The following is a 23,731-nucleotide window of genomic DNA, read 5'->3' on the forward strand; positions in this document are numbered from 1 at the left end:
GCTGCAGGTGTGGCAACCGATGCACTTGTCCAAGTGAAAGACCATCGAAACTTGAGCTCGGATGTCCATGTGTATACTCCTTCGTTCCTATGGCTCGTTTTCTCGTTGTCCCCCAGCGTTATCGGTTTGTGCTTACTGGCTTTGGATCGTGCTTGTGGTTTTTATTCCGTGCTTGCGCGTTTCTCGTCTTCGCGACTGCTAAACTCCTGGTGGGGCGAATCTCGCAGCGAGATGCGCCCCACTTCCCGTTATGCCCAGCAGGGCGACGGGTTTGCTCTTGCGTTGTTGTTGCCGCGCGAACGACGATCGCTTCGCTACGGTCCCCTGCAATTCCTCGCTACATGAATATCTTCGGGTCGCAGGCTCACCACGAAGACTTCGTCCACGTCTCAGTCCGGCTACTTGACGTGGACTAAGCAGAAGACAGCTAAGCCGCAGACTTGACCTTGGTCTTCTTGTCCGGCATCGCATTCGCGAACTTTTGCGGCACCTCCACCACGGGCATGCTGTGGAAGCCTGCGTCGGGCAATTCCGCTTCAAGATCAGGCTTGCGAGCAGTCGCACGCCGGAAGGCATACGCCAGCCCGGCCTGGAGACTGATAGCCATGCTTCGGAGAGCGTCCCACAATGTCGCTACGCCTTGGTTTGGCACCAGAATCGACGTCACTCCGGACTCCCTCGGCGCTCGGTTCAAAACGAGACGTGTCACACGCGAGGGGACCGCAGATCTGGCGTGAGCGTGCTCATGGTCGCTGCGCGGTGAGACGGCCGGCAGTTGCAGGACGGTTGCAGTTTGGCCGGCTATCAGGCGGTCGATCTTTACAATCTGCCCGTTGGGGAATTCCAGGGCGTCATGCTGAACGTACGGATCATCCAGGTCCACCTCGCGAAAGCTGGCGACCTGATATTTCACGCGGGCACTACCAAAAATTCGCACGCCCAAAATTTTGGGACTGAAGGCGCGATCATGTTCGACGGCAGCGTCAAAGGCGAGTTCCGTTCCGGGAAGTAGGCAGACCGCTACCTGAGGCGCGTCGTCGTGAACAACAAGCTTGGTTCCGAGTTCGCCAACGGCGGCAAAGCCACGCGCCTTTGATCGCGCAAGCTCCATTGTAACCAGTTTGTCAGCTACCTGGGCAGGCCGCGATGAGACGTGATGCAGGCTGTAATCGCACATGAAAGGCTCCTCAAATTCGCATCACACATTTGCGGCCTTAACATCAACGACACATTATAGTTCCTACAACTTCTCGCGCCGTCGCCATCAATGCCAATCAATTTTCCGGCATGGACCAAATCGGTCATAGGATGATGCGGATTGAAAGCGGACCGGGATTCTGCGGTCGGATCCCGTGCGGACGAACACCATCACGGGCAGATGCTGGAACCGACCGCGGACCATGTTGCAGCGCGCTGCAGCGAACCGTACAGATCGTCCGGACGCGTCCCGGCCAGCGCGCACAAGGAGGAAACGAAAAAAGCGTTCCTCGAGACCGGCCCTTCCGTCACGAGACTCGGGTACCTGTGACATCGCCCAAACGCGGCAAGCATTGGGCGATGCACGAGCAAGGTACTCGGTCGAGGCCGATTGTGAAAGACCTCGCCCGGATATACAGAACGAAACGCTGGCCCGGCGCGCTTGAAAGCGGAGATTATCCGTTCAACGGACACTCGTGGCTTACAGTTGCTCTGCGACCTGATTCAGCAGCTTCTTGGCTTCTTGACGGGCAAGTTTTTCATACTGGAGAAAATTAATTCTTTCGCCGTTTTCGAGAAGAACCTCGAGGTGCACGGTCTGTCTGATGTCGGTTTCGGTATTCACGACCTCGATTAACAGTCTGCCCCACAGCTTCCCCAAAGGGGCGTGATCGTCCAAGGCAAACTTCGTGTCGTCCAGCTTGATCGGCATCCCAATCCTCATCTTGATTTGAAGGCTCAAATAATAGGTCTTAAGGTACCCTCCGAATAGCTCGGTACTGTGCTGTGATGCAACTACGGAATCCGGGTTGCGAGGATAGCTTGAATATGCGATGGGCAGGAAAGTCTGGCCGACGCCGTTTTGTGGTGCGCCTTGCGGTCGCTTTAAGCCCTCCCGCCTTCCGTGTTGACTTGCAAGACCGCCCTTAAGTGGATCGACGGAAACTGCAATTCCGGACACCAAGTCGCCGCCGCAGTGAGCGGCTTGATCGCCGGCTGCCCCATATCCAGATCAGGTGTAACGTGGGTGGCGGTTGATGATACCAGCCAATGTCCCGAATCCGAAGTTTGCTACGGAAGGCTGCGCCGTAAGGCGAATTTCGGATTTGAAAGGATGCGTACCCCGGATAGAGTCTCGGGACGATACCAGGAGCAACAGGGAGAAGGACGGGTATGACGGTTTCCACGGAACGCGCGGTCCTTGCCGGCGGCTGCTTCTGGGGTATGCAGGCTTTGTTGCGCCGGTATCCCGGCGTGATTTCAACCCGGGTCGGCTACACTGGCGGCGACGTGCCGAACGCCACATATCGCAACCACGGCGATCATGCCGAGGCCATCGAAATAAACTTCGATCCGAAAGCGATCAGCTACCGGCAGCTGCTGGAGTTCTTTTTCCAGATTCATGATCCCAGCACGGAGGATCGTCAGGGTTACGATCAGGGCGCGAGCTACCGTTCGGCGATCTTCTACACGAGCGACGAGCAGAAGCGGATCGCGGAAGAAACCATCGCCGATGTCGATGCGTCCGGTCTTTGGCCCGGCTATGTTGTCACCGAGGTTGAGCCGGCCGGACCGTTCTGGGAAGCCGAGGCCGAGCATCAGGATTATCTGGAGCGTTTTCCGAACGGCTACACCTGCCATTTCATCCGGCCGAACTGGAAGCTGCCGCACAGGCAGGAGACCGGTCAGGCTATGGCCGGCGGAGACCGCCGAGGGTGAAAACGTCCGGTTTGCGGCGGTCTCATGCGGCGGTGGCGTCCAGCGCCACGAGCCGCTCGGCTTCGGCAAGATCGTCGGTGGTATTGATATTGAAGAACGGATCGAACGGCGCGGTCGGCCATGAAACCGCGGCAAGCCGGTAGCGTGCGGTCCAGCGATCGACCTTTCTGACGCCTTCGGATATCAGCGCCTGACGCAGTTCGTCGCGCAGCCTCACATTCCACAGTCCGATCACCGGATGCGCCCGCTCGTCCGAAACGGCGACCGCAAGTTCGGCATCCTGTTCGCCTTGCGCGTTATGTAGCCGGGCCACCAGATCGCGTGGCAGGAATGGGCAATCACCCGGGGTGCTCACGATCCATTGGATGCCCGATCGCTGCTCCGCTGCCCAGTCGAGAGCGGCAAGGATTCCGGCAAGCGGCCCGGGAAAATCCGCCACGCTATCGGCGACCACTGGCAGGCCGAACGCCGCAAACCGAGCGGGATTGCCATTGGCGTTAAGGATGAGACCGCAGCATTGGGGTGCTAGTCGCGCGATGACGCGGTTCAGGATGGTCTGTCCGCCGATTTCGCGCATCGGCTTGTCGCCGCCCCCGATGCGCCGCGCAAGCCCGCCGGCGAGAATGACAGCGGGAGTCGGCGGAAAATCTAAGGGAGAGGCTGCGTCGGTACTGGTCATGGGGCATCCGGTGCACATGACAATAGGACGTGATTAGCCGGAAAACATCCCCCGAAACGGAACAGGATTGGAGCCAATGTAAGACGGACGTGCATTCCCCTGGTTGACGGTCGCATCGGGATTCGCCATGTTTGTCCCATGCTGATATCGAAACTCGATCTGACCGGGCTAAAGTGCCCGATGCCGGCGCTCAAGACCCGTAAGGCGTTGAAATCGTTGACGCCGGGCGAACGGCTGGAGGTGCATTGCACCGACCCGCTGTCGGTGATCGATATTCCGAACCTGATCCGGGAGACCGGCGATTCCGTGGAAATCACCGAACGCGCGGAAAGACGGATCGTTTTCCTCATCAAAAAAGCGGGAGCGTCCTCCTCGCTGGAGGACCGCTTCGGATCGTTGTCGCTGCGGTCCTTGTGCCCCTATACTAAGTAACGGCCATTCGGCCGCCCAGCCGACGGGCCAGACGGTTCGGCCCGCGACGAACATTGGCAAAGATCTATTGGCGCCCGTCGCTCCCGCGTACGCGGCGGATCATCTGTTCGACATGCGGGATTGGCGTTTCCGGCTGAATGCCGTGGCCGAGGTTGAAAATCAGCCGGCCAGCGGCAAAATTCGTCAGCACGTCATCGACCGCGCGATCGAGCGCCGCACCACCGGCGATCAGCACCAACGGATCGAGATTGCCCTGAACGGCGACGCGGCTTTGGACCTTGTCCCGGATCAATGACGGCTCTGCGGCCCAGTCGATGCTGACAGCGTCGACGCCGGTCGTCTCGATATAGGATGGCAATAGAGCGCCGGCGCCGCGGGGAAAGCCGATAATCTTTGCGTCCGGAACTTGCTTGCGTACCCCTGCGACAATGCGTTTGGTGGGTTCGATCGACCATCGCGCGAATTCGCGCGGCGGCAGCACCCCCGCCCAGGTGTCGAAAATTTGCAGCGCATCCGCGCCGGCCTTGAGCTGGCCGAGCAGATAATGGATCGAGTTATCGACGATGGCGTCGATGATTTTTGCGAAGACGTCGGGGTGGCGATAGGCCATCATCCGCGCCGGCGCCTGATCGGACGTGCCCTGTCCGGCGACCATGTAGGTCGCGACCGTCCACGGTGCGCCACAGAAACCGATCAGTGCTGTTTTGGAATCGAGCTCGCGCTTGACGCGCCGCAGCGCCTCGAACACCGGCTCGAGTTTCGTCATGTCGGCTTCGTGCGAAAGCGTTGCGACCTTGTCCGGCGTATCCAGCGGATCGAGCCGTGGGCCTTCGCCCACCTCGAAGCGCACCGAACGCCCGAGCGCGTAGGGAATGACGAGAATGTCGGAGAAGATGATCGCCGCGTCGAATGCGAAGCGGCGGATTGGCTGCAACGTCACTTCGGCCGCGAATTCCGGCGTGAAGCAAAGATCGAGAAAGCCGCCGGCTTTGGCGCGCAGCTCGCGATATTCCGGCAGGTAGCGGCCCGCCTGCCGCATCATCCAGATCGGCGGCACGGCCTGACGGCGGCCCGAAAGCACTTCGAGAAATGGCTTGATGGTCGAATTCTGGTCCAAGGCGTGTTCCGTGAGTGGGTTGTGTTTCCGGGGTCTGATACACGACCGGCAGGGTCTTGGCCACGGCAGCCGCAACCCTTCGGCTTGCGGCGATCTCAGCCATGCAGTTTCGTAGCCGTCTCGGCGATCATCCTGCCTTGATAGCGCGCGCCTGCGAGTTCGTTCGCGCTCGGCTGGCGGCTGCCATCGCCGTCCGCGATGGTGGTCGCGCCGTAGGGCGCGCCACCAGTAACCTCCTTGACGCCCATCTGGCCTGCGAAGCCGTAATTGAGACCCACGATCGTCATGCCGAAGTGCAGAAGATTGGTGATGATCGAGAACAGCGTGGTTTCCTGGCCGCCATGCTGGGTCGCGCTCGACGAGAATGCGCCGCCGACCTTGCCGTGCAACGCGCCCTTGGCCCACAGGCCGCCAGCCTGATCGAGAAAGCTCGCCATCTGCGATGACATCCGTCCGAACCGCGTACCGGTGCCGACGACAATCGCGTCATAATTGATGAGGTCATCGATCCTCGCCAGCGGCGCGGCCTGATCGAGCTTGAAGTGTTTTACCTTCGCAATGGCTTCGGGCACGAGTTCGGGCACCCGCTTGACATCGACGGTGGCTCCAGCCTCCCGGGCGCCGTCCGCGACGGCGTTTGCCATCGCCTCGATATGCCCATAGGCGGAATAGTAAAGAACGAGAACTTTTGCCATTTCGGGTCTCCGCGTTTGAGGGAAGATGCGCGGCGATCAAGCCGCGCATCCGCGTTCGCTGCATTGGGTGGACGGCTTCAAGCCGCGTCGACCAGCACCACCTCGGAATCCTCTAGCGCGGTGATGTTCACGGTCGCTTCGTCGCGAATGGCGGCGCCATCGCGGGCGTTGACGCGCACACCGTTGACGTCGACGGCGCCCACCGCAGGGACGAGATACAGATTGCGTGTTCTGTCCGCAGGATAGCTTGTGCTCTCACCGGCCTTCAGCGTGGTGGCGAGCACGCGCGCATCGGCGCGGATCGGCAGCGCGTCGCTGTCGGCCTTAAATCCGCTAGCGAGCGTGACCAAGCTGCCTGAGCGATCGCCTTTCGGAAAAGGCTTTGCACCCCAGGCGGGCTCGCCGCCATCCTTCGTTGGCTCGATCCAGATCTGGAACAGCGTGGTTCTCACCGGCTCCAGATTGTATTCGGAGTGCCGCACGCCGGAGCCCGCACTCATCACCTGCACGTCGCCCGCTTCGGTGCGGCCCCGGTTGCCCATGCTGTCCTGATGGGTGATCGCACCTTCGCGAACGTAAGTGATGATCTCCATGTTGGCGTGGGGATGGGGCGGAAATCCGCTGTTCGGCTCGATCTCGTCGTCGTTCCATACGCGCAGGCTGCCGTGCCCCACGTTCTTGGGATCATAGTAGCTGGCGAACGAGAAGTGGTGCTTGGCCTTCAGCCAGCCGTGATCGGCGCCGCCGAGTTTGTTGAAGGGTCTGAGTTCGATCATGACCTGTCCTTTCCAATTATCCGTGTGACCATCGGGCCTTGCGGCTCCCGTTGCCGCGCTGCCGACCGGCCTTGCTCGAGGATTGGAATATGCCTTCCGGGTGAGTATATAAATAGAAACTACTGAAACTCATTGTTTCTAAAAAATACCCATGGTGGGCAGGGCGGTGTGATGGCGAGACTTCCGGATTTCGAGGCGCTGGCGATCTTCGCCAAGGTTGTCGAGCTGCGGTCCTTCGCTGGTGCGGCGGCCGATCTGGGCCTGTCGAAAGCGACGGTTTCCAAGGCTGTCAGTCGGCTTGAAGAGCGGCTCGGCGCCCGCCTTTTCAACAGGACATCGCGCCGTCTGGCGCTGACGGATGCCGGCAAGAATCTGTCGGAACGCGCCGCGCGGCTGCTCGCAGACGGTGAAGCGGCCGAGAGCGAGGCGCTGGCACGATCAACAGTGCCGCGCGGTCTGGTGCGACTGGCGGTGCCCATGACGTTCGGCGTCAAAGTGATCGCGCCGCTGCTGCCTGGCTTCCTTGAGATGTATCCCGAGGTTTCGGTGGATCTTCATTTCAGCGACGCGATGGTCGATCTGATCGGGGAGGGGTTCGACTTGGGCGTGCGGATTGCCAGCTTGCCCGATTCGTCACTGCTAGCGCGGCGGCTCTGTCCAATGCCGCGTCATACCGTTGCGTCGCCGGCCTATCTCAAGGCGCACGGCAGGCCGACGCATCCGATGCATCTCGCTCAGCATCGCTGCTTCGGCTACGCCTATCTGTCGACGCCCGGAATCTGGCGCTACGTCAATGCGCGCGGCGAAGAGGCAACCGTGCGGCCATCCGGTCAATTGCGCGTCAATAACGGCGAGGCGTTGCTGCCCGCAGTCATCGCCGGACTCGGAATCGCCGACCTGCCGGAATTCATCGTCGGCGATGCCATTGCCGCGAAGAAGGTCGAAGTCCTCCTGAAGGACTGGAAGCAGGTGGAGGGGGCGGTTCATCTGGTGATGCCGCCGGGCGGGCCGCGGCCGGCGCGCGTCGATGCGTTGATCGATTATCTTGCCGATCAACTCGCCCGTCCAAAACAACGCAAGGGAAGTACGTTTCGTCGCACGATATAGCGGAGAGTGCTGTGCAGTGACCGAGCGCAAGACGCATTCGACAAAGTCACGCTACCCCCATTTTATTGCATGAAACGAACCTTTCTGTCGCCTCAAAGGTTTGAGGAGGTGTCGGCGTGTGAAGCATTGGACGAGGTGACACATGCTCAGGCACGGAGTTGTCCTGTTTTCCGGAATTCTGGCGGGCTGCATCGCGGCCGCCGCGCACGCGGAAGAATATCGCGGCACGTTCGCCCAAAGGATGGCCTGCACGCCGGACGTCTTCAAGCTATGCGGCAGCGAGATTCCCGACGTTGGCCGTATTGTCGCCTGCCTGCGGCAGAATCAATCTCAGCTCGCTGGGCCGTGCCGCGCGGTGTTCGAGTCCAATGCCGAGGCGACCGGCGATGATATCGCGGCAAGAGCAACTGGAGGTGTGGTGAAGGCAGGCAGTCACCAATAGTCACTGGCCGTGCTGACAGACGCCGACCATACGCGCCACTTCAGGCCACAGGAACGAAGGCTGGACGTTGACGACTGTTGCGTGCGAATTTCCGGGTGGTCATCGGCTTGCCGAACAGAAAACCCTGGATGAAATCGACGCCGATGCCGTGCATCGCCAGGAAATCGTCGCGGGTCTCGACGCCCTCAGCCACCGTCTTGACGCCATGGCTCTTGGCCAGATCGACGATCTGGCGGCAGACAGAACGCTTGAGCCGCGCGGAAGAGCTGCCGTCCACGAATTTGCGATCGAGCTTGATCTCAGCGAATGGAAATTCGTTCAGCGCGGCTAGCGCCGGCCATTCCGTGCCAACATCATCGATCGACAGGCCAATGTTGTGAAACCGCAGCCGATGCGCAGCCTCTACCGCTAGCGGTAAATTTTGCACGACTTCGCTGCCATCGACCTCCACGGTCATGCCGTCGAAGGCCGGATGATTCGGGAACTGCATGCGCAGGACTTCGACGGCATTGGCGTCCGTGAAGAAGGCAAGGGGCAGGTTGATGGAGATATGGATGCTCCCCGACTTGGCGACGAGATAGCGCCAGTCCTGGAAAACCCGGCCAATGACGAAGTCGGACAGCGCGCGGAAGTGTGGATCATCCGCATCAGGAATGAAATGGCTTGGCGGCACGATCCCCCAGTTCGGGTGGCGCATCCGGATCAGTGCTTCAGCGCCGCCCAGCGAAAGGCTTCGCGCGTTGATCTTGGGTTGATACCAGAGTTCGAGCCAGCCGGCGCCGAGCGCCTCGGCCACATCGACCGGTGGCGATGGGGGTTCGGCCGGCACCAGGGCGGCGACCCGTGCGTGCAGGTCCCTGTCGCTGAAAGGCGTCGGCAGGACCGGCAGCAGGTCGAGCGCCAAATTTTTTCCGAGCTCGCAGGCTGCCTTGACGGCAGGCGCATCCGGCCGGCCGATCAGCAGCACACTTGCGGCGCAGGCTCGCACCGCGAGCAGGTTCAAGATGTCCGAAACCGCCAGGCCGTTCATCGAGAAGCTGATGACAATGGCGTCGGGGAAATCGGAGCGCAACGATGTATCGAGGTCGTCCAGCGTTGCGCAGGCATGCGGAATGAAACCCTGTTCTTCGAGGGCTTCGCTGAGCAGGGATCGTACGTGATGCTTGCTTTCGACAATGCAGGCGCGGGGTTTCATCCTTCGCTTGCCGAAAGGCGTTTCCGCGATTTGGTTGTCCTGCTTGGCTGTGTCGGTCATATTTGAGCCCCCTCGCTGGCGGCCAAAGTGAGACTTTGTGTATGGCCGCACGAGGGATCGTTCCGGCTATGCACCGGAGAATGTCCGCGCATCGTTAACCTTGATAAAGCAATTCAAGATTGAATCGACGGGAACCTGCTGCCGCGAAGGTGTCGGTGGACTCAAGTCATGCTTCGCAGGAAGGCTGCCACCGCGATCGCCAATGCGGCGATTGCCACCACGGCGAAAATCAGTTGCCAAAGGCGCTGCCGCCTCGTTTTGTCCCGGTCGTGGAATGCCAGCCAGTCCCGGACAAATTCCGGCGGGATATCGTATACGACCACCTGCCTCCTGCTTCGATGTATTTCATGATCGGCGAACATGGTCCTGACCGTGGACACTCCCAGCCGCTCCAGTTCGCAATGCCACTGCCAAGCGTGCTCGCCGTTAGTCCATCTGTTTTCAAAGGGAAGTCGGTGCGATTTCATAACGGACCTCCAAACATGTGTCCGTCGCCGTCTGGCTCTCGCGATGTTCCTTGTCTTCACTACGAGCCATCGGCGCGCTTGAAGATGTTACTGCCGAGAAAGTTCTCCGTCCAATCTGGTTTTGCGGCTGCTTGGCTGTCCCGTCTCGCACACGCCGAGCTTGCCCTTGTGTGGGGGCCTGACATGAAAATAGGATCAGGACGCTGGAAATTCAAATGCAGGTGGTTGTTTGGATTGACAGTCCCCGGCACGATGGCCTAGAACCGCGCGTCCCGAGCGGTTTGTCCGCGAGCCTTGCGTTTGCTGTTTTCTCGGCCTTCGTACACGGACTTTGAAAGATCAGGAACGTTTCCATGAAGGTCCGTAATTCATTGAAATCCCTACGCTCCCGTCATCGCGACAACCGTCTGGTTCGTCGTAAGGGCAGGGTTTATGTGATCAACAAGACACAACGGCGTTTCAAGGCTCGTCAGGGTTGATTCACACACATTCCGTTACGGCACGTCGTCCGTAAATCGTTATCACAGCTCGTTGATGCCCCGGCTTTGCCGGGGTTTATTGTGTCTATAGCGTCCTACGTTGAGGAAAACACCTCGATTGTCCTCACGCCTGGCTTGATCGCGAAGAAGGTCGAGCCCTTCAGCATGACGCCGGAGTGGGATCGATCCGTGGATCGGAGAACCGCTGTAGTGTAGGCTCGACAAGCTCGCGCGATTTCCGGAGCTTGTGAATGCAACAGAGAATCTCCGCGATCGGTTGTGTCCTAACGATGCTTGCCCTCGCTGGGGCTCTGGCGCCGGCCGTCGCGTCCACTCAAGCCCCACCGCGCAGCTCTCCGCAGGCCACGCCGCCTGAGGCCACTCGGCCAAGCGATCTGCCGCGGCCGCCATCGAGGCTGCCGAAAAGCCCGAAAGAAACGGCTCGCGGACTCGATTTCCTCCTGGGAGCTCTCAAGGCCGCGCCGGACCAGGAGAGCGCCAGACATGTGGAAGCCCAAATCCTGGCGCTGTGGAGTCAGTCTTCAAGCGACACGACGTTGCTTTTAATGCAACGCGTGAAAACGGCGACGGACGCCAAACAACTCGACGTCGCGCTCAAGCTGCTCGACGCGGTTCTGAAGCTGCATCCCGAGTATATTGAGGGATGGAGCCGGCGTGCGACCCTGCACTACATGCGCAACGACTATCAGCGTGCGCTTGAGGATATCGAGCAGGTACTGAGCCGCGAGCCGCGCCACTTCGGAGCGCTTGCAGGTCTCGGCGTGGTCATGCAAGAGCTCGGTGATGACAAGCGTGCGCTTGACGCCTTCCGCAAGGCGATCACGATCAATCCCTATCTCGAGAGAGTGCAGGAACTGGTCAAGAGCCTGACTGAAAAGGTCGAAGGGCGCGATATCTGATCGCCGGGGGGCGGAAACCCAGGGCGTTTCGCTACGCTCCAGCGCTGGATCTAAACCAAGATCGTCATTGACGATCGCCCGATCGACTAACAGTGCAAGTATGAAGGGCGGCGGTGAGGAAGGCCACTAATGCAGCGTATTGCCTTCGCGGACTGCCGCATAAAGCCGTTGCAGTTCATCCTCAAGTTTCTCGTTGATCATCAGGAGCGCCATCAGCGCGCCGCGCATGTCGCCGTCGCATGACGCCACGATCTCATCTATGACGGCTTCGCCTGCCTCAAAACTCATCTGATTCCACTCCGGTTGAAGTCGCCCCACTTTCCACCAAGAACGTGAATAATTTCTGCAGGCCGATTCGCGTTCCTGTGGATTATGAGGATAAGGGACGAGGCCGAGGTAAGCCGTTTCAATCCTGGCCGATCACGCCAGAATACAAAATCCGGGCATGGGCCCTAAGATTGCAACCGTGGATACTCTACGCGGCGCTCCTGCAAGTCCGGAGGTCGACCAAGTCCGGAGGTCGACAGCTTACCGCGCCCGCGCCTCACAGCATTCCAAGCGCGTGCATATAGGTTTCCAGGATCGTTTCCTGCTCCTGACGCTCGTTGGCGTCTTGCTTGCGCATTCTCACGATCGTTCGCAACGCCTTGACGTCATATCCGTTGCCCTTGGCCTCGGCGTAGACGTCGCGAATGTCGTCGGAAATGGTCTTTTTTTCTTCCTCTAGCCGCTCGATGCGCTCGATGATGGCCCTGAGCTGGTCCTTCGCGAATCTGGTCGCGGGTTCTTCCGTGGCGGCGACAGCGATGGCCATCCTGTTACTCCTGATATGAACGATGACTGCTATGAAAGATGACGTTGGGACTGTGAGCTCGGATACACCGGCCGCCTGTCACATTTGAATGAAACTCGACACTCCCGAGCGGCGTGCTCGGCGTCAAGGCGACATCGCGCTCATCCACAGCGACCCACAGGCCGCTCGCCAACGAATCAGTGACTGCCCGGGTTCTTCTTCATCGCTGCGAGTTGCTCCGGCGTTGCCTCGCCCTGATGTTTTGCCTTCCAGGTCTCGTAGGGCATGCCGTACACCGCTTCACGGCTTTCGTCCTTGGTCATGACAGCGCCATTTGCGTCAGCGGCGTCCTTGAGCCAGTTTGACAGGCAGTTACGGCAGAAACCGGCCAGATTCATCAATTCGATATTCTGAACGTCACTACGGGACTGTAGATGATTGACCAGCCGACGGAATACCGCAGCTTCCAGTTCGGTTCTCGTTCTGTCATCAATGGTCATGCACTGATCTCGCCATAGCCTGTCTGAGTTGAATTGGAGCGTGTCACGGATTTTACCATATCGCGGCGCAAATAGGAGTTCATAGGCTGGAAAATGAGCACCTTGACGTGAAAAGCCAGCTCAAACCGTTGACAGGCGCAGCAGGTCACGCGAAATCACGGCGAAACGATTTGCCCGGCTAATGACCATATCAGACCACCCCCTCTTTCCCACGTTCTCGCGGCGCGCGAGTATCGCGGGCTTCTTACCTGCCCTCGGCATCCTCGTCGTCTGTCTGTGGTCGGTGCCCGCAGCTGCAGACTTCCGGCTCTGCAATAATACCTCCAGCCGCGTCGGCATCGCCCTTGGCTACAAGGACGCTGATGGCTGGACCACCGAGGGCTGGTGGAATGTTTCATCGCATGCCTGCGAGACGCTGCTGCGAGGCACGCTCATCGCACGTTATTATTATATTTATGCTCTAGATTACGACCACGGCGGCGAATGGTCGGGACAGGCTTTCATGTGCTCGCGCGATAAAGAATTCACAATCAAAGGCACCGACAATTGTCTCGCCAGAGGCTTCGACCGCACCGGCTTCTTCGAGATAGATACCGGAGACCAGCGCGCGTGGACCGTACAATTGACGGAAACCGGTGAGCATGGGCCACAGCGCGTGCCTGGGTTGCCACAAGGTGAAATGCCGGGCGCGCCCGATTCTACGGGCGGAACGTCTCCAGGTGCGTTGCCCGGACGCAAGCCATGAGACGCTTGCGCCGTATCAAGATACTCGCCACCCTCGGGCCTGCCTCATCCGAGAGCGCGATGGTGCGCCGCCTGTTCGAGGCTGGAGCGGACGTTTTCCGCATCAACATGAGCCACACCACGCATGACAAGATGCGCGAACTGGTGGCCACGATCCGCAACGTCGAGGGCAGCTACGGTCGGCCGATCGGCATTCTCGTCGATCTTCAGGGACCCAAGCTCCGGCTCGGCTCATTCGCGGACGGCCCGATCCAGTTGAGCAACGGCGAAACCTTCGTTCTGGATTCCGACAACAGCCCCGGAGACAGAACCCGGGTTCATCTGCCGCATCCCGAAATCCTGGCGGCGCTGCGCCCCGGTCACACCCTGCTGCTCGACGATGGCAAGGTCCGCCTGATCGCCGAGGAAACTTCGCCCGAGCGCGCAGTGACACGCGTCGTCGTCGGCGGCAGGATGTCTGACCGAAAGGGAGTGAGCCTGCCCGATACCGATTTGCCGGTGTCGGCGATGACCCCCAAGGACCGCTCCGATCTCGATGCGGCGCTGGAAGCCGGCGTTGACTGGATTGCATTGTCCTTCGTGCAGCGAGCAGACGATGTTGCCGAAGCCAAGAAGGTGATCCGCGGCCGTGCGTCAGTGATGGCCAAGATCGAAAAACCGCAAGCGATCGACCGGCTGCCTGAAATCATCGAAATGGCCGATGCGTTGATGGTCGCGCGCGGTGACCTTGGCGTCGAATTGCCGCTCGAGCAGGTTCCCAGCCTGCAAAAGCAGATGACGCGGATGGCGCGCCGTGCCGGCAAGCCAGTGGTGATCGCGACGCAGATGCTGGAATCGATGATCCTGTCGCCGGTGCCCACCCGTGCCGAAGTCTCCGACGTCGCCACCGCGGTTTACGAAGGCGCAGATGCCATCATGCTGTCCGCCGAGTCCGCGGCCGGAAAATATCCCATCGAAGCCATCGCGACCATGAACCGGATCGGCGAAGAGGTGGAACGCGACCCGATCTATCGGGGTGTGCTCAACGCGCAGCGCGCCGAGCCGGAGCCTACCGTTGGCGATGCCATCGCTGACGCCGCCCGGCAGATCGCAGAGACGCTCGATCTCTCCGCGATCATATGCTGGACCAGTTCGGGTTCGACAGCGCTGCGTATGGCGCGCGAGCGCCCGAAGCCGCCGGTGGTCGCCATTACCCCGAACCTTGCGACGGGGCGTAAGCTGGCCGTGGCGTGGGGCGTACATTGCGTGGTGGCGGAAGACGCTCACGACCAAGACGACATGGTCGACCGGGCAGGCTCCATCGCTTTCCGCGACGGGTTTGCCAAGGCAGGCCAGCGCATCATCATCGTGGCCGGCGTGCCGCTCGGCACGCCGGGCGCGACGAACATGGTCCGTATCGCCTTCGTCGGTCCGAACGGTGAAACGGGTGTTTAGAGCATGATTGTTTCACGTTGAGGCGGATCCTGCGTTGAAGAAGTAATTGGCGCTGGGGCGGCTGTCAGCAAGGTGGTGACGTGCGCTTCCATGTGGCTTCGACGATTCGCTCAGCTGCTTTTCGGAGCGAGGGCCTCAGCCTACCAAAGACCTGCTCGACCGGATTGGGAGCGGGACTGTAGGGCGGCAGGAAGAACGGCCTGGCGCCGGCCGCTCGGATTGCGCGGCCTTATGGCATTTCCGCTATGACTGCAGAGCTGACGACGATGTCGCCGGGCTTAAGCGTAGCCCCAAACAGAGGTGCGCGAGGGATTTAGGGCTGCGCGCTGTCGTTTCCGGGCAAGTTTGAGCCGCAGCCTAGCGTTGCGAGGCCGCTCGCACCACGAGCGCGGTCGTGGTCAACTTGGCAACGGCCGATCCGGTGAATCGATCGCAGACCAGACCCATCTGCGAATCGTCTGAGAAAGCCATTGCGATCATCCGGTCCGGCTTATCAAAATAGACCTGCATCAACGTCATGTCCTGCTCGCCCATGACCGTCGCCAACATTGTGCGGCTCGCGCTCGGGGCAAGGATCATCGCACGCATCCATGCGTCGCTGTCGCGTGCAGTCGCCCGTGCTAAACGGCGGGATATCGATACGCTGGACTTTTGGCCTTGAGCGCTTTTGGCCACGACGGTCGTCACGCTGTCCACCGCCATCGGGTTACGCGCGGGGAGGGTCGCCGGCCGGATGGGCGGGATCGATGCGGTCGCCGCGACTATTCGCGCCCGGCGGACGTCCTGCTCTGACGCATAGGCCAGTGCCTGCAAGGCACTAGAGACACCGTCGGTCGGCTGCCGGTCGGCTGCGGAGACCGCCTGTCGCGCGCTGACGGCGGCCAAAACCTGCTTTGGCGTGACCTGCTTCGAGGCCGGCGGGATTTCATCCCAGAACCCACGGGAATTGATGATGTCGGCGGGGGTCTGAGGTTTGCCGTCCGCCGCCTGTTTCGCGGGCGGCGGCGGCGGAACTGACTGTACGTCGGCGGAGGCCAATTTGAAGGCCCCGGGCTTCGGCCGCGGCACCGGGACCGATGAAGCGGCGAGTGCGACCGGCTGATCTGGCTCCGCCGCAGGGGTGCCGTCAGATTCGTCATCTTCGTCGGCCGACTTGCCGCGGAACAGCGCCATCAGGAAATTCGACGGCTTGCTGGTCGCAGTACCTTCGTCACCCGCCTGCCGGCGCTTTTCGATGTCAGCCATCGCGACCTGATAGCCCGGCAGCGGATTGCCGTCCGAGGGAATGTGCACGGTGCGGCCGTTCGGGAAGACACGCACCAGCTGATCGTGGGTCATGCGCGGCCAGTGTCGCACATGTCCGGTATCGAGATGAACGAATGGCGAACCAGATTTGGGATAGAAGCCGACGCCGCCGCGCTGGAGGCGTAATCCGGCGAACCGGATTTTTTCGAGCGACACGCCAGGAACGAAGAAGTCCATCGCGTGCCCCAGCATGTGCTGGCTGAATCGCGCGACGCCGCTGTCCTTGGAGCGGCGGCGAAGCATGGCGTTGGTGCCCGGAGAGCGGTAGGCCGAGACGATGTTGATCGGCTGCTTGGCGTCGACGTCCCGATAGACCTCCCAGAGGATATCGAAGAGATGGCGATCCATGGTGGTCTGCTCCTGGCTGCGCCAGTCGCGGAGAAAGTGATTGAGCTGTTTCAGGGCGCCATCGTCATAGCGGCCGTCGCGCTTGAAGGTGATGGTCAGGTCTTCGTTGGAATGGGTGTGATGAAAGGACAGCGTGCGCGTTTCATTCAGCGCCGCGGCATCATGGACCGATCCAGCACCTGCAAGTAAAAGAAGCGACGACAGGCCGATGCGGAAACCCGTCCGTGAAATCGACAACGATTTCAAGCCGCGTGCAAAACCAGAAAGCACGTATGAGCCCACCCGGAAGACGATCAAGTCGGAAAGCCCTTCCACGAAAACCCCATGTGAAAGGACATAAGCCAAGTCGTAGGGCAGGACGGTTAACGCCGATTTACCTTACCTTCCTGCTCTAAAGATTAATTAGCTCGCTGACTGTGGCAAAAAAGAGCCATGTTATCGAGAAGGGGTGGATAGTGGTTAACGTTAAAAGGACGCCATCAGGTGATGACGCCCTTGTTTTTAATCAAGTAATCCGCTTTCGATGGCTCGTGAAAGGCGAGTTAGCGCCCGTATATCCGCCGGCGACGGTCGTCCATCTGCGGAGGCGGGGTCTGGACACCGAACAGCCGCTCGAAGAACGACGGGCCGCTGTTGTCGAAACCACCACCAAACCCGCGGTTTTCGTTGAAGGCCACTCCTTGCTGCGGAATACTCCCCCTGGGACGGGAATAACTCGGCTGGGCATGAGCGATGACCGTTTCGAGATCGCGCCCACTGGAGTTTTGGAGCAGCGCCAGTATCTTGGCATCTCGGCCGTAGACATCTGCGCGAAGTTGCAATTTGCCCGCATGATCCACAAACGCGGTCTGATAGGTGATGTGCACCGGAATTGGAGTCGGGAACTTGATGTCAAACTCGTTCCGGCCATACATGCTCCGGACTTTTTCCGGAGTGTAATGCTCCTGCGGAAGGGCGATGTTGAGTAACGTAGCGGCGTATTGGTCGGGGTTCTGAACCCGCATGCAGCCGTGGCTGAAGGCGCGCGTCTCTTTTGCAAACAGGTGTTTGTCCGGCGTATCGTGCTGGTACACCAGAAACTTGTTTGGAAAATTGAAGCGGATGCGGCCCAGCGCATTACGTTCGCCTGGCGGCTGCGAAATGTGAATTCCGCCGTTGCGATCACGCTCCAGCTTGAGACCCATGCGCTCCAGCACGGTCGGGTCCTGCTGCAAGGCGGGAAGGTATTCCTTGTAGATGATCGAGGGCGGCACGTTCCAGGTTGGGTTGACGGTGATGTACTTCATCGTTTCCGTCAGAAGGGGCGTGGCATGGACTCCCGGCTTGCCCACGACGACGCGGGTGGTCCAGATCGGCGTACCATGCTGCATCACCCTGAGCGAATAATCCGGGATATTCAGGATGGCATAGGCGTCGCCCAGCGATGGAGCTCCAAGCTCGCGCGGCAGCCAGCGCCAGCGCTCCATGTTGACGATGACGGTGTCGATCTGGCGATCCCGTTTCGGGCTGTTGATCGCCTTGATCGTCCGCTCGTCGAGCACGCCAGTCGCCTTGAGATCAGCGTTCGCCTGAAATTTGCGGACGGCGGCCGCGACCTTCGCGTCATAATGCGTGTCATCGGCGTTTTCAGACACGCCAAGTTTCGCGCGCAGGATTGGCACGCGGGGATCTTCCATCACCACGGCGGGGTGCTTCTTGCCACGCGCCGGCGTGTATCTAAGTGCAGGGCCGTCCGCAATCTGTGTGACAGGGCCATCGCCCACCCCACGCAACTCGGCCAGTTTCTGCTTCAACTCCCGATAAAGCTTATGCGGTGGGTTGTAGCTGTCGAGCGCTGCGGAGGAATCCTTGGCGGTGGTGACGTTCGCTAAAACCTGCTCGGGATCGACAGGGTGCTCGGGATATTGGATATCAGCGCTGACCTGCGACCAGTGCATCCGGCCGCTCTGGGCCTGACGGGCGTAGTCCATCATGCTCGCGGTCAGCTTCAGGTCGGCTTCTGCCAGCTGGTCGGGCGATGACGCCGCAGCAAAGTTGGGTACCGGATAGTCGGCGGGATTGAGGCCGTCGGCCGCAGCGTCCCTGAGGCGCGCAATCACACCCTTGGCTTGCGCATTCAGTGTGCCGCCCTCGGTCCATAGTGGCGCATAGCTCCGCGCCGCGTAGAATTTCTCGATCGCCGCCCGCTCGGCCTTGCGGTCAAAGAATTTTGTCGCCTCGGTATCGAGCAATGGGCGCAGCTTTTCGGCGACCGGCTGATCCGCAGGCGGGACGATGTTCGCGGCCTTTACTGGTTCGCTCGGCTGATCGGTGGCCGTCGCGGAGCCGGTCTCCGCTTGAGATGGCGCGGCCGCGGGGGTGATCGTCGCGGTGGCGTCCTTCTTCGGCTCATCCTTCATCGCTTCGTTCGTCTTGATGCCGTCTGACGGAGCCGCAGTGACATCATCTGGTTTGGCGGCAGTAGTCTTGGGCTCGTCAAGCTTCGTTTCTGTGGTCTCGGGGTTTGGGCCCGGCTGGACGCTTGAGGGCTTCGCATCGGAAGACGCGGTTGCGTTGGTAGATGTATCAGAGTGCGAGGTGGCCGTGTCGGCTGCCTTTGAATCGGCAGGCTTCGGATCGGTTGCGCGCGTCTCGGTCTTTTGATCGTCCGGCTTCGACTCGCGGACCACCGGTGGTGCAGGCTGCACATCATCCGCCTTAAAATCGGCTGCCGTAGGCGGCGGAATGTTGGCTGGCTCTGGCGTTGGAATCGCTGCGTCGATTGCGAGTTCGGAGGCGCTCTTTTTTGCGACATCCGCCTGGGCAAATGCGGCCGAGGTCGAAACTGCTAAAAAGGTGGCTGCAAGCACTGTCAGGATCCGATCGAATCCTCTCCGGTTAGTCGGGTAGTCTCGCATTCTCGCACCCTCGGGTGAAACTGTCCCCACGGAACAATCTGGTGAATTTTTGTCCTGTGTCCGTCGAGGCTTTGTTTTGGCCTTCACGACACCCGGATGCTGCTACTCGCACGCCTGATTCGGGCAGCCAACGCCGCAAACCGCGATTCACGACAAACTGACCTCAAAAGACATCGTTGGCAACGCGATGTGTTGTTTTGACGCGTATTTTCCGTTGGTCTGTCACTACGCCGCAACGGTTCAGTCGCCCGCGCGCACTCTCGCGTGATCAGGTTCAAATGCGCGCGCCGAACTTACCTAAAACGCACTTGAGCTCGTTACTGTTCCTCTTTGGCGACGATGCCATTTTTCGCGGCGATGTCGTCGAGCTTGCGGTAAAGCGTGGATCGTCCGATTTTCAATCGGCGCGCCACTTCGGACATTTGTCCGCGGTAATGCGAGATTGCGAAGCGAATGATGTCGGCTTCCAACTCCTCGAGTGGGCGTACTTCGCCGTCTTGAGTGAACAATGGCAGGCTGCCGGGATCTGGCGTAGGTGCAAGGGGTATGTCGTTACCGTTTACGACGTTCGATGCTGTTCGTGGCGAAACCGGCTCCATGATCAGCGGCTCGCCAGCTTCGGCGTACGTATTCGGGTGAATGTCCGTAGCGGGCTGCAAACCGGTTGACGGAAAATCCGACAGGCCAAGATGCGTGCCCTCGCTCATGACGACCGCGCGGTAAACAGCGTTTTCGAGTTGGCGGATGTTGCCGGGCCAGTTGAGCTGTGACAGCCCCGCCATCGCCTCGCCGCTGATGCCGTTGATCGTTCGGTGTTCCTCGGCGCAGAAGCGCGCCAGAAAGTGCCGCAGTAGGTTCGGGATATCGTCGCGCCGCATCCGAAGCGGAGGGATCGTCAGCGGCAGCACGTGCAGGCGATAGAACAGGTCTTCCCTGAACTGTCCGGCCTTGACGCGATCGAGCAGCCGCCGATTGGTGGCTGAGATAATGCGGACGTCGACCTTGACCGGCTTGCGGCCGCCGACCGCTTCGACCGCGCCTTCCTGCAGCGCGCGCAATAGTTTTACTTGCGCGGCTAACGGCAACTCGCTCACTTCATCGAGAAACAGCGTGCCGCCGGAAGCTTCGACGAACTTGCCGGTGTGGCGCTCGGTCGCGCCGGTGAATGACCCCTTTTCGTGACCGAACAGGATTGACTCAACGAGGTTGTCCGGGATCGCGCCGCAGTTCACCGCGATAAACTGCTTGGCACTGCGGTCACTAGTGCCGTGGATGGCGCGTGCGAATAGCTCCTTACCGACACCGGATTCGCCTTCGATCAGCACCGGGATCGACGAGCCTGCTGCCTTTTTCGCGACCTTCATCACGTCGGCCATGGTCTCGCTGCGGGTGATGATGTCGGCGAAGGTGAGGCGACCTTCACGGCTGTGACGGACGCGCTGCAATTCGTTCTTTAGTGCGCTGGCGTTGAGCGCATTGCGCAAGCTGACCTGAAGACGCTCGATGCCGACCGGCTTTACGACGAAGTCATGTGCGCCGGCACGCATGGCCGAAACCACATTGTCGATACCCCCATGTGCGGTCTGGACAATGACGGGGATGGCGAGGCCGGCCTCGCGGATTCCCGCGAGCACGCCCATGCCGTCGAGGCCGGGCATCACGAGGTCGAGGACAAGAGCATCGATTACCGGTCCGTCGCTCGCCGTCATTACGGCGACAGCGGCGTCGCCGCTTTCGACCACCATCGTTTCATAGCCGCACCGCCGCACCATGTTCTCGACGAGACGACGCTGCACCGCGTCATCGTCGGCGATCAAAATCGTGGCAGTCATGGCATTCCCCGCGCACTACAACTATCTGTACCGAATCGAGGCACACTGGCGGACGGTGATTAATTCGCTCTTAAGGTTTGCCGCCGTGCCATCATGATGTCGTAACTGCTCTCCCGTTGATCGGTATTCATAGAGAAAGTCTGGATCGATAATGGCTGCGCGTACTTCCTCCGCCTCACGCAAATCCGCTACCGCTCGTAAACCCGCCTCCCACCGCAAGCCGGCCAAAAAAGCGGTTGCCGTGAAACCGGGAGGTCTGCCGGAGTGGAATCTCGCGGATCTCTATTTCGGGATTGATGCGCCCGAGGTCGCGCGCGATCTCGACAGGATCGATGCTGAATGCAAGGCTTTTGAGGCGGACTACAAGGGCAAGCTCGCGACGGAAACGTCGAGCCCTGAAGGCGGCGTATGGCTTGCGGGAGCCGTACGACGCTATGAGGCGATTGACGATCTCGCGGGCCGGCTCAGTTCCTTTGCAGGCTTGATACACGCTGGCGACAGCGTCGATCCCGCGATCTCGAAATTCTATGGCGACGTCTCGGAGCGTCTGACGGCTGCGTCGCTGCATCTGCTATTTTTCCCGCTGGAGCTCAACCGCATCGACGATGACGTGATCGAGCGCGCCATGCAGGCGCCGGAGCTGGAGCATTATCGCCCCTGGATCGAGGATAGTCGCAAAGACAAGCCGTACCAGCTTGAGGATCGGCTCGAGCAGCTTTTCCATGAGAAGTCGCAGACCGGCTACTCGGCATGGAACAGATTATTCGACCAGACGATTGCAGGGTTACGATTCAGGGTCGGGAACAAGGAGTTTGCGATCGAACCAACGCTGAACCTGTTGCAGGATCGCTCGCCGGAGAAGCGGAAAGCGGCTGCTCAGGCGCTGGCGAAGACGTTCAAGGCCAACGAGCGAACCTTCGCGCTCATCACCAACACGCTCTCCAAGGATAAGGACATTTCCGACCGCTGGCGCGGCTTTCACGACGTCGCCGATTCGCGCCACCTGAACAACCGCGTCGAGCGCGAGGTGGTGGATGCGCTGGTGGCCTCGGTGCGCGCGGCCTATCCGCGGTTGTCGCATCGCTATTATGCGTTGAAGGCGCGCTGGTTCAAAAAGAAGAAGCTCGCCCATTGGGACCGCAACGCGCCGTTGCCGTTCGCCGCCACCGGCGTCATCCCCTGGACCGATGCGCGCAAGATGGTTTTGACCGCCTATGGCGAATTTTCGCCAGAGATGGCCGGCATTGCCGAGCGATTCTTTACCGACCGGTGGATCGACGCGCCTGTGCGCCCCGGCAAGGCGCCGGGAGCGTTTTCGCATCCGACCACGCCGTCGGCGCATCCCTACGTGCTGATGAACTACCAGGGCAAGCCGCGCGATGTGATGACGCTGGCGCATGAGCTGGGGCACGGCGTGCATCAGGTGCTGGCTGCGAAGAACGGCGCGCTGATGGCGCCGACGCCGCTGACGCTTGCGGAAACCGCGTCAGTCTTTGGCGAGATGCTGACCTTCAGGCGCCTGCTGGCGCAGACCAAGAACGCGAAGCAACGGCAGGCGCTGCTCGCCGGCAAGGTCGAGGACATGATCAACACCGTGGTGCGCCAGGTCGCGTTCTACACCTTTGAGCGCGCGGTTCATACCGAGCGTAAGAGCGGCGAACTCACCGCAGAGCGCATCGGTCAGCTCTGGCTTGGCGTACAGGGCGAGAGCCTCGGTCCCGCGATCGAAATCAAGCCGGGGTACGAGACCTTCTGGATGTACGTTCCTCACTTCATTCATTCGCCGTTCTATGTCTATGCCTACGCGTTCGGCGATTGCCTCGTGAACTCGCTCTATGCAGTGTATGAACACGCGTCCGATGGTTTCGCCGAGCGCTATCTGGCGATGCTCGCGGCCGGCGGCACCAAGCACTATTCCGAACTGCTGAGGCCGTTCGGGCTCGACGCCAGGGATCCACAATTTTGGGATGGCGGATTATCGGTGATAGCCGGCATGATCGATGAGCTTGAGAGGATGGGATAGGTTGGCCCATCGGCCGCCGTGCTGCGCGGCAAAATGGCGCAGTCTTGTCTCAGAGGCCGGTACCGAGCTGAATTACAATCGCAGCGTGTATTTTCTGGCGGGAAGTGGATTCTTCAGGGCGCGAACGGCCCACCGGGACAGATGCGTAAGGCAACCGGAAGGGAGGTCTGGTTCCGGACAGGCGGGGTGCTGCCCCTTTATCCGTTGAAATCATCAGGCGAAGGGCGGGCCGTAAGCCAGGAAAACTTGGCTTCCGGCGAGTTCGAGGGGCTGGATTTGTATATTTTATACATAAAGGGGCGATGACTTCGCCAAGGTGACCGCCGCACCGTTGCTCTGTCCCTCTGATTGCGCTAATTCCTCCATCGCAAGATCAACCCTGGCTGGAGACTTGACGTGTCAGATCATAACGAAATCGTTTACTCGACGGCGGACGGCATGGATTACCCGGCGCACGAGGGAACATATAAGGCTTTCATCAAGATGGGGACGATCGGCACGGCGGCCGTGATCACCATTGTCTCGTTGATGGCGATTTTCCTCACCTGATTGTACGGTCGACCTTTCTGA

Annotated in this window: 25 protein-coding genes and 1 pseudogene; 11 read left to right on the plus strand and 15 right to left on the minus strand. The window is 60.3% G+C overall.

The features are described 5' to 3' along the window. Window positions 1-345: hypothetical protein (locus B2M20_RS19965; protein ID WP_210189122.1), on the plus strand; the 345-nt coding region annotated here is incomplete at its 5' end. 82 nt (window positions 346-427) lie between these two features. Here B2M20_RS19965 and B2M20_RS05305 read toward each other — a convergent pair. Both B2M20_RS05305 and B2M20_RS20135 read right to left on the minus strand, forming a co-directional pair. After that, window positions 428-1,177, minus strand: a complete 750-nt coding sequence (locus B2M20_RS05305; RefSeq protein WP_079446040.1) for a hypothetical protein — start codon at window positions 1,175-1,177, stop codon at window positions 428-430. A 501-nt stretch (window positions 1,178-1,678) separates the two neighbouring features. Then, the gene (locus tag B2M20_RS20135; RefSeq protein ID WP_244553433.1) at window positions 1,679-2,158 is read right to left on the minus strand and encodes a hypothetical protein; all 480 of its coding nucleotides are present in this window, start codon (window positions 2,156-2,158) and stop codon (window positions 1,679-1,681) included. A 212-nt stretch (window positions 2,159-2,370) separates the two neighbouring features. Here B2M20_RS20135 and msrA point away from each other — a divergent pair, with 212 nt between their 5' ends. Next, window positions 2,371-2,916, plus strand: a complete 546-nt coding sequence (gene msrA, locus B2M20_RS05315) for a peptide-methionine (S)-S-oxide reductase MsrA (protein ID WP_079446042.1) — start codon at window positions 2,371-2,373, stop codon at window positions 2,914-2,916. 22 nt (window positions 2,917-2,938) lie between these two features. Here the strand turns inward: msrA and mobA are convergent, their stop codons facing one another. Continuing rightward, the gene (gene mobA, locus B2M20_RS05320; protein ID WP_079446043.1) at window positions 2,939-3,595 is read right to left on the minus strand and encodes a molybdenum cofactor guanylyltransferase MobA; all 657 of its coding nucleotides are present in this window, start codon (window positions 3,593-3,595) and stop codon (window positions 2,939-2,941) included. Window positions 3,596-3,733: 138 nt separating this feature from the next. Here mobA and B2M20_RS05325 point away from each other — a divergent pair, with 138 nt between their 5' ends. After that, window positions 3,734-4,027 carry a sulfurtransferase TusA family protein gene (locus B2M20_RS05325; RefSeq protein ID WP_009799148.1) on the plus strand — a complete coding sequence of 98 codons (294 nt, stop codon included), beginning with the start codon at window positions 3,734-3,736 and terminating at the stop codon, window positions 4,025-4,027. Between the two features lie 64 nt (window positions 4,028-4,091). Here the strand turns inward: B2M20_RS05325 and hemE are convergent, their stop codons facing one another. From hemE to B2M20_RS05340, 3 genes are all read right to left on the minus strand, one after another. Continuing rightward, entirely contained in the window at window positions 4,092-5,069 is a 978-nt protein-coding gene (gene hemE, locus B2M20_RS05330) for a uroporphyrinogen decarboxylase (RefSeq protein WP_420799269.1), read from the minus strand. A 170-nt stretch (window positions 5,070-5,239) separates the two neighbouring features. Beyond that, window positions 5,240-5,839 carry an NAD(P)H:quinone oxidoreductase gene (gene wrbA / locus B2M20_RS05335; RefSeq protein WP_079446045.1) on the minus strand — a complete coding sequence of 200 codons (600 nt, stop codon included), beginning with the start codon at window positions 5,837-5,839 and terminating at the stop codon, window positions 5,240-5,242. Window positions 5,840-5,916: 77 nt separating this feature from the next. Continuing rightward, window positions 5,917-6,615, minus strand: coding sequence for a pirin family protein (locus tag B2M20_RS05340; RefSeq protein ID WP_079446046.1), 699 nt, complete (start codon window positions 6,613-6,615; stop codon window positions 5,917-5,919). Between the two features lie 171 nt (window positions 6,616-6,786). Between B2M20_RS05340 and B2M20_RS05345 the strand changes: the two genes are divergently transcribed. Further along, a complete protein-coding gene (locus B2M20_RS05345; protein ID WP_079446047.1) occupies window positions 6,787-7,722 on the plus strand; it encodes a LysR family transcriptional regulator in 936 nt (311 codons plus the stop codon). 142 nt (window positions 7,723-7,864) lie between these two features. Continuing rightward, window positions 7,865-8,164 carry a hypothetical protein gene (locus tag B2M20_RS05350; RefSeq protein WP_079446048.1) on the plus strand — a complete coding sequence of 100 codons (300 nt, stop codon included), beginning with the start codon at window positions 7,865-7,867 and terminating at the stop codon, window positions 8,162-8,164. 40 nt (window positions 8,165-8,204) lie between these two features. Here the strand turns inward: B2M20_RS05350 and B2M20_RS05355 are convergent, their stop codons facing one another. Both B2M20_RS05355 and B2M20_RS05360 read right to left on the minus strand, forming a co-directional pair. Continuing rightward, window positions 8,205-9,419, minus strand: coding sequence for an EAL domain-containing response regulator (locus B2M20_RS05355; protein WP_079446049.1), 1,215 nt, complete (start codon window positions 9,417-9,419; stop codon window positions 8,205-8,207). Window positions 9,420-9,580: 161 nt separating this feature from the next. Beyond that, complete coding sequence (locus B2M20_RS05360; protein WP_079446050.1) at window positions 9,581-9,886, minus strand: hypothetical protein; 306 nt, start codon at window positions 9,884-9,886, stop codon at window positions 9,581-9,583. 353 nt (window positions 9,887-10,239) lie between these two features. Here B2M20_RS05360 and ykgO point away from each other — a divergent pair, with 353 nt between their 5' ends. Together ykgO and B2M20_RS05370 are read left to right on the plus strand one after the other, a co-directional pair. Beyond that, window positions 10,240-10,365, plus strand: coding sequence for a type B 50S ribosomal protein L36 (gene ykgO / locus B2M20_RS05365; protein WP_011314284.1), 126 nt, complete (start codon window positions 10,240-10,242; stop codon window positions 10,363-10,365). Between the two features lie 251 nt (window positions 10,366-10,616). Further along, complete coding sequence (locus B2M20_RS05370) at window positions 10,617-11,285, plus strand: tetratricopeptide repeat protein (RefSeq protein ID WP_079446051.1); 669 nt, start codon at window positions 10,617-10,619, stop codon at window positions 11,283-11,285. Window positions 11,286-11,411: 126 nt separating this feature from the next. Here the strand turns inward: B2M20_RS05370 and B2M20_RS19750 are convergent, their stop codons facing one another. The 3 genes from B2M20_RS19750 to B2M20_RS05380 form a co-directional block, all read right to left on the minus strand. Next, window positions 11,412-11,573, minus strand: coding sequence for a hypothetical protein (locus tag B2M20_RS19750; RefSeq protein WP_173815918.1), 162 nt, complete (start codon window positions 11,571-11,573; stop codon window positions 11,412-11,414). 256 nt (window positions 11,574-11,829) lie between these two features. Next, window positions 11,830-12,099 (minus strand): DUF2312 domain-containing protein, encoded by a 270-nt coding sequence (locus B2M20_RS05375; RefSeq protein WP_079446052.1) that lies wholly within the window; start codon window positions 12,097-12,099, stop codon window positions 11,830-11,832. Between the two features lie 176 nt (window positions 12,100-12,275). Then, window positions 12,276-12,578: a DUF1244 domain-containing protein gene (locus B2M20_RS05380; RefSeq protein WP_079446053.1), complete on the minus strand. Its 303-nt coding sequence runs from the start codon at window positions 12,576-12,578 to the stop codon at window positions 12,276-12,278. A gap of 181 nt (window positions 12,579-12,759) precedes the next feature. Between B2M20_RS05380 and B2M20_RS05385 the strand changes: the two genes are divergently transcribed. Continuing rightward, on the plus strand, window positions 12,760-13,323 hold the full coding sequence (locus B2M20_RS05385; protein ID WP_079446054.1) for a DUF1036 domain-containing protein: 564 nt from the start codon (window positions 12,760-12,762) through the stop codon (window positions 13,321-13,323). Next, window positions 13,320-14,756 carry a pyruvate kinase gene (pyk, locus tag B2M20_RS05390; protein WP_079446055.1) on the plus strand — a complete coding sequence of 479 codons (1,437 nt, stop codon included), beginning with the start codon at window positions 13,320-13,322 and terminating at the stop codon, window positions 14,754-14,756. Before B2M20_RS05385 ends, pyk begins: the two co-directional genes overlap by 4 nt. 88 nt (window positions 14,757-14,844) lie before the next feature. Here the strand turns inward: pyk and B2M20_RS20140 are convergent. From B2M20_RS20140 to B2M20_RS05405, 4 genes and pseudogenes are all read right to left on the minus strand, one after another. After that, window positions 14,845-15,013 (minus strand): annotated as a pseudogene (locus B2M20_RS20140) (transposase); the annotation flags it as partial. Window positions 15,014-15,113: 100 nt separating this feature from the next. Beyond that, window positions 15,114-16,679 carry a peptidoglycan L,D-endopeptidase MepK gene (locus B2M20_RS05395; RefSeq protein ID WP_079446067.1) on the minus strand — a complete coding sequence of 522 codons (1,566 nt, stop codon included), beginning with the start codon at window positions 16,677-16,679 and terminating at the stop codon, window positions 15,114-15,116. Window positions 16,680-16,951: 272 nt separating this feature from the next. Further along, the gene (locus B2M20_RS05400) at window positions 16,952-19,306 is read right to left on the minus strand and encodes a L,D-transpeptidase scaffold domain-containing protein (protein ID WP_079446056.1); all 2,355 of its coding nucleotides are present in this window, start codon (window positions 19,304-19,306) and stop codon (window positions 16,952-16,954) included. Between the two features lie 317 nt (window positions 19,307-19,623). Then, the gene (locus B2M20_RS05405; RefSeq protein WP_079446057.1) at window positions 19,624-21,138 is read right to left on the minus strand and encodes a sigma-54-dependent transcriptional regulator; all 1,515 of its coding nucleotides are present in this window, start codon (window positions 21,136-21,138) and stop codon (window positions 19,624-19,626) included. A 151-nt stretch (window positions 21,139-21,289) separates the two neighbouring features. Here B2M20_RS05405 and B2M20_RS05410 point away from each other — a divergent pair, with 151 nt between their 5' ends. After that, complete coding sequence (locus B2M20_RS05410; RefSeq protein WP_079446058.1) at window positions 21,290-23,161, plus strand: M3 family oligoendopeptidase; 1,872 nt, start codon at window positions 21,290-21,292, stop codon at window positions 23,159-23,161. A 396-nt stretch (window positions 23,162-23,557) separates the two neighbouring features. Beyond that, a complete protein-coding gene (locus B2M20_RS05415) occupies window positions 23,558-23,710 on the plus strand; it encodes an aa3-type cytochrome c oxidase subunit IV (RefSeq protein ID WP_079446059.1) in 153 nt (50 codons plus the stop codon). The last annotated feature ends 21 nt before the right edge of the window (window positions 23,711-23,731 follow it).

The organism is Nitrobacter vulgaris, assembly GCF_002028545.1.
Taxonomy (GTDB): Bacteria; Pseudomonadota; Alphaproteobacteria; order Rhizobiales; family Xanthobacteraceae; genus Nitrobacter; species Nitrobacter vulgaris.

Excerpts from the sequence above, each read along its gene's own strand:
- B2M20_RS05375 (WP_079446052.1), bottom strand. The coding sequence starts at position 12,099 with ATGGCCATCGCTGTCGCCGCCACGGAAGAACCCGCGACCAGATTCGCG.
- B2M20_RS05410 (WP_079446058.1), top strand. The coding sequence starts at position 21,290 with ATGGCTGCGCGTACTTCCTCCGCCTCACGCAAATCCGCTACCGCTCGT.
- mobA (WP_079446043.1), bottom strand. The coding sequence starts at position 3,595 with ATGACCAGTACCGACGCAGCCTCTCCCTTAGATTTTCCGCCGACTCCC.
- B2M20_RS19750 (WP_173815918.1), bottom strand. The coding sequence starts at position 11,573 with ATGAGTTTTGAGGCAGGCGAAGCCGTCATAGATGAGATCGTGGCGTCA.
- B2M20_RS05355 (WP_079446049.1), bottom strand. The coding sequence starts at position 9,419 with ATGACCGACACAGCCAAGCAGGACAACCAAATCGCGGAAACGCCTTTC.
- wrbA (WP_079446045.1), bottom strand. The coding sequence starts at position 5,839 with ATGGCAAAAGTTCTCGTTCTTTACTATTCCGCCTATGGGCATATCGAG.
- B2M20_RS05400 (WP_079446056.1), bottom strand. The coding sequence starts at position 19,306 with ATGCGAGACTACCCGACTAACCGGAGAGGATTCGATCGGATCCTGACA.
- pyk (WP_079446055.1), top strand. The coding sequence starts at position 13,320 with ATGAGACGCTTGCGCCGTATCAAGATACTCGCCACCCTCGGGCCTGCC.
- hemE (WP_420799269.1), bottom strand. The coding sequence starts at position 5,069 with ATGATGCGGCAGGCGGGCCGCTACCTGCCGGAATATCGCGAGCTGCGC.
- B2M20_RS05385 (WP_079446054.1), top strand. The coding sequence starts at position 12,760 with ATGACCATATCAGACCACCCCCTCTTTCCCACGTTCTCGCGGCGCGCG.
- B2M20_RS05340 (WP_079446046.1), bottom strand. The coding sequence starts at position 6,615 with ATGATCGAACTCAGACCCTTCAACAAACTCGGCGGCGCCGATCACGGC.
- msrA (WP_079446042.1), top strand. The coding sequence starts at position 2,371 with ATGACGGTTTCCACGGAACGCGCGGTCCTTGCCGGCGGCTGCTTCTGG.
- B2M20_RS05405 (WP_079446057.1), bottom strand. The coding sequence starts at position 21,138 with ATGACTGCCACGATTTTGATCGCCGACGATGACGCGGTGCAGCGTCGT.
- ykgO (WP_011314284.1), top strand. The coding sequence starts at position 10,240 with ATGAAGGTCCGTAATTCATTGAAATCCCTACGCTCCCGTCATCGCGAC.
- B2M20_RS05345 (WP_079446047.1), top strand. The coding sequence starts at position 6,787 with ATGGCGAGACTTCCGGATTTCGAGGCGCTGGCGATCTTCGCCAAGGTT.
- B2M20_RS05370 (WP_079446051.1), top strand. The coding sequence starts at position 10,617 with ATGCAACAGAGAATCTCCGCGATCGGTTGTGTCCTAACGATGCTTGCC.
- B2M20_RS05350 (WP_079446048.1), top strand. The coding sequence starts at position 7,865 with ATGCTCAGGCACGGAGTTGTCCTGTTTTCCGGAATTCTGGCGGGCTGC.
- B2M20_RS05380 (WP_079446053.1), bottom strand. The coding sequence starts at position 12,578 with ATGACCATTGATGACAGAACGAGAACCGAACTGGAAGCTGCGGTATTC.
- B2M20_RS05360 (WP_079446050.1), bottom strand. The coding sequence starts at position 9,886 with ATGAAATCGCACCGACTTCCCTTTGAAAACAGATGGACTAACGGCGAG.
- B2M20_RS05305 (WP_079446040.1), bottom strand. The coding sequence starts at position 1,177 with ATGTGCGATTACAGCCTGCATCACGTCTCATCGCGGCCTGCCCAGGTA.
- B2M20_RS05325 (WP_009799148.1), top strand. The coding sequence starts at position 3,734 with ATGCTGATATCGAAACTCGATCTGACCGGGCTAAAGTGCCCGATGCCG.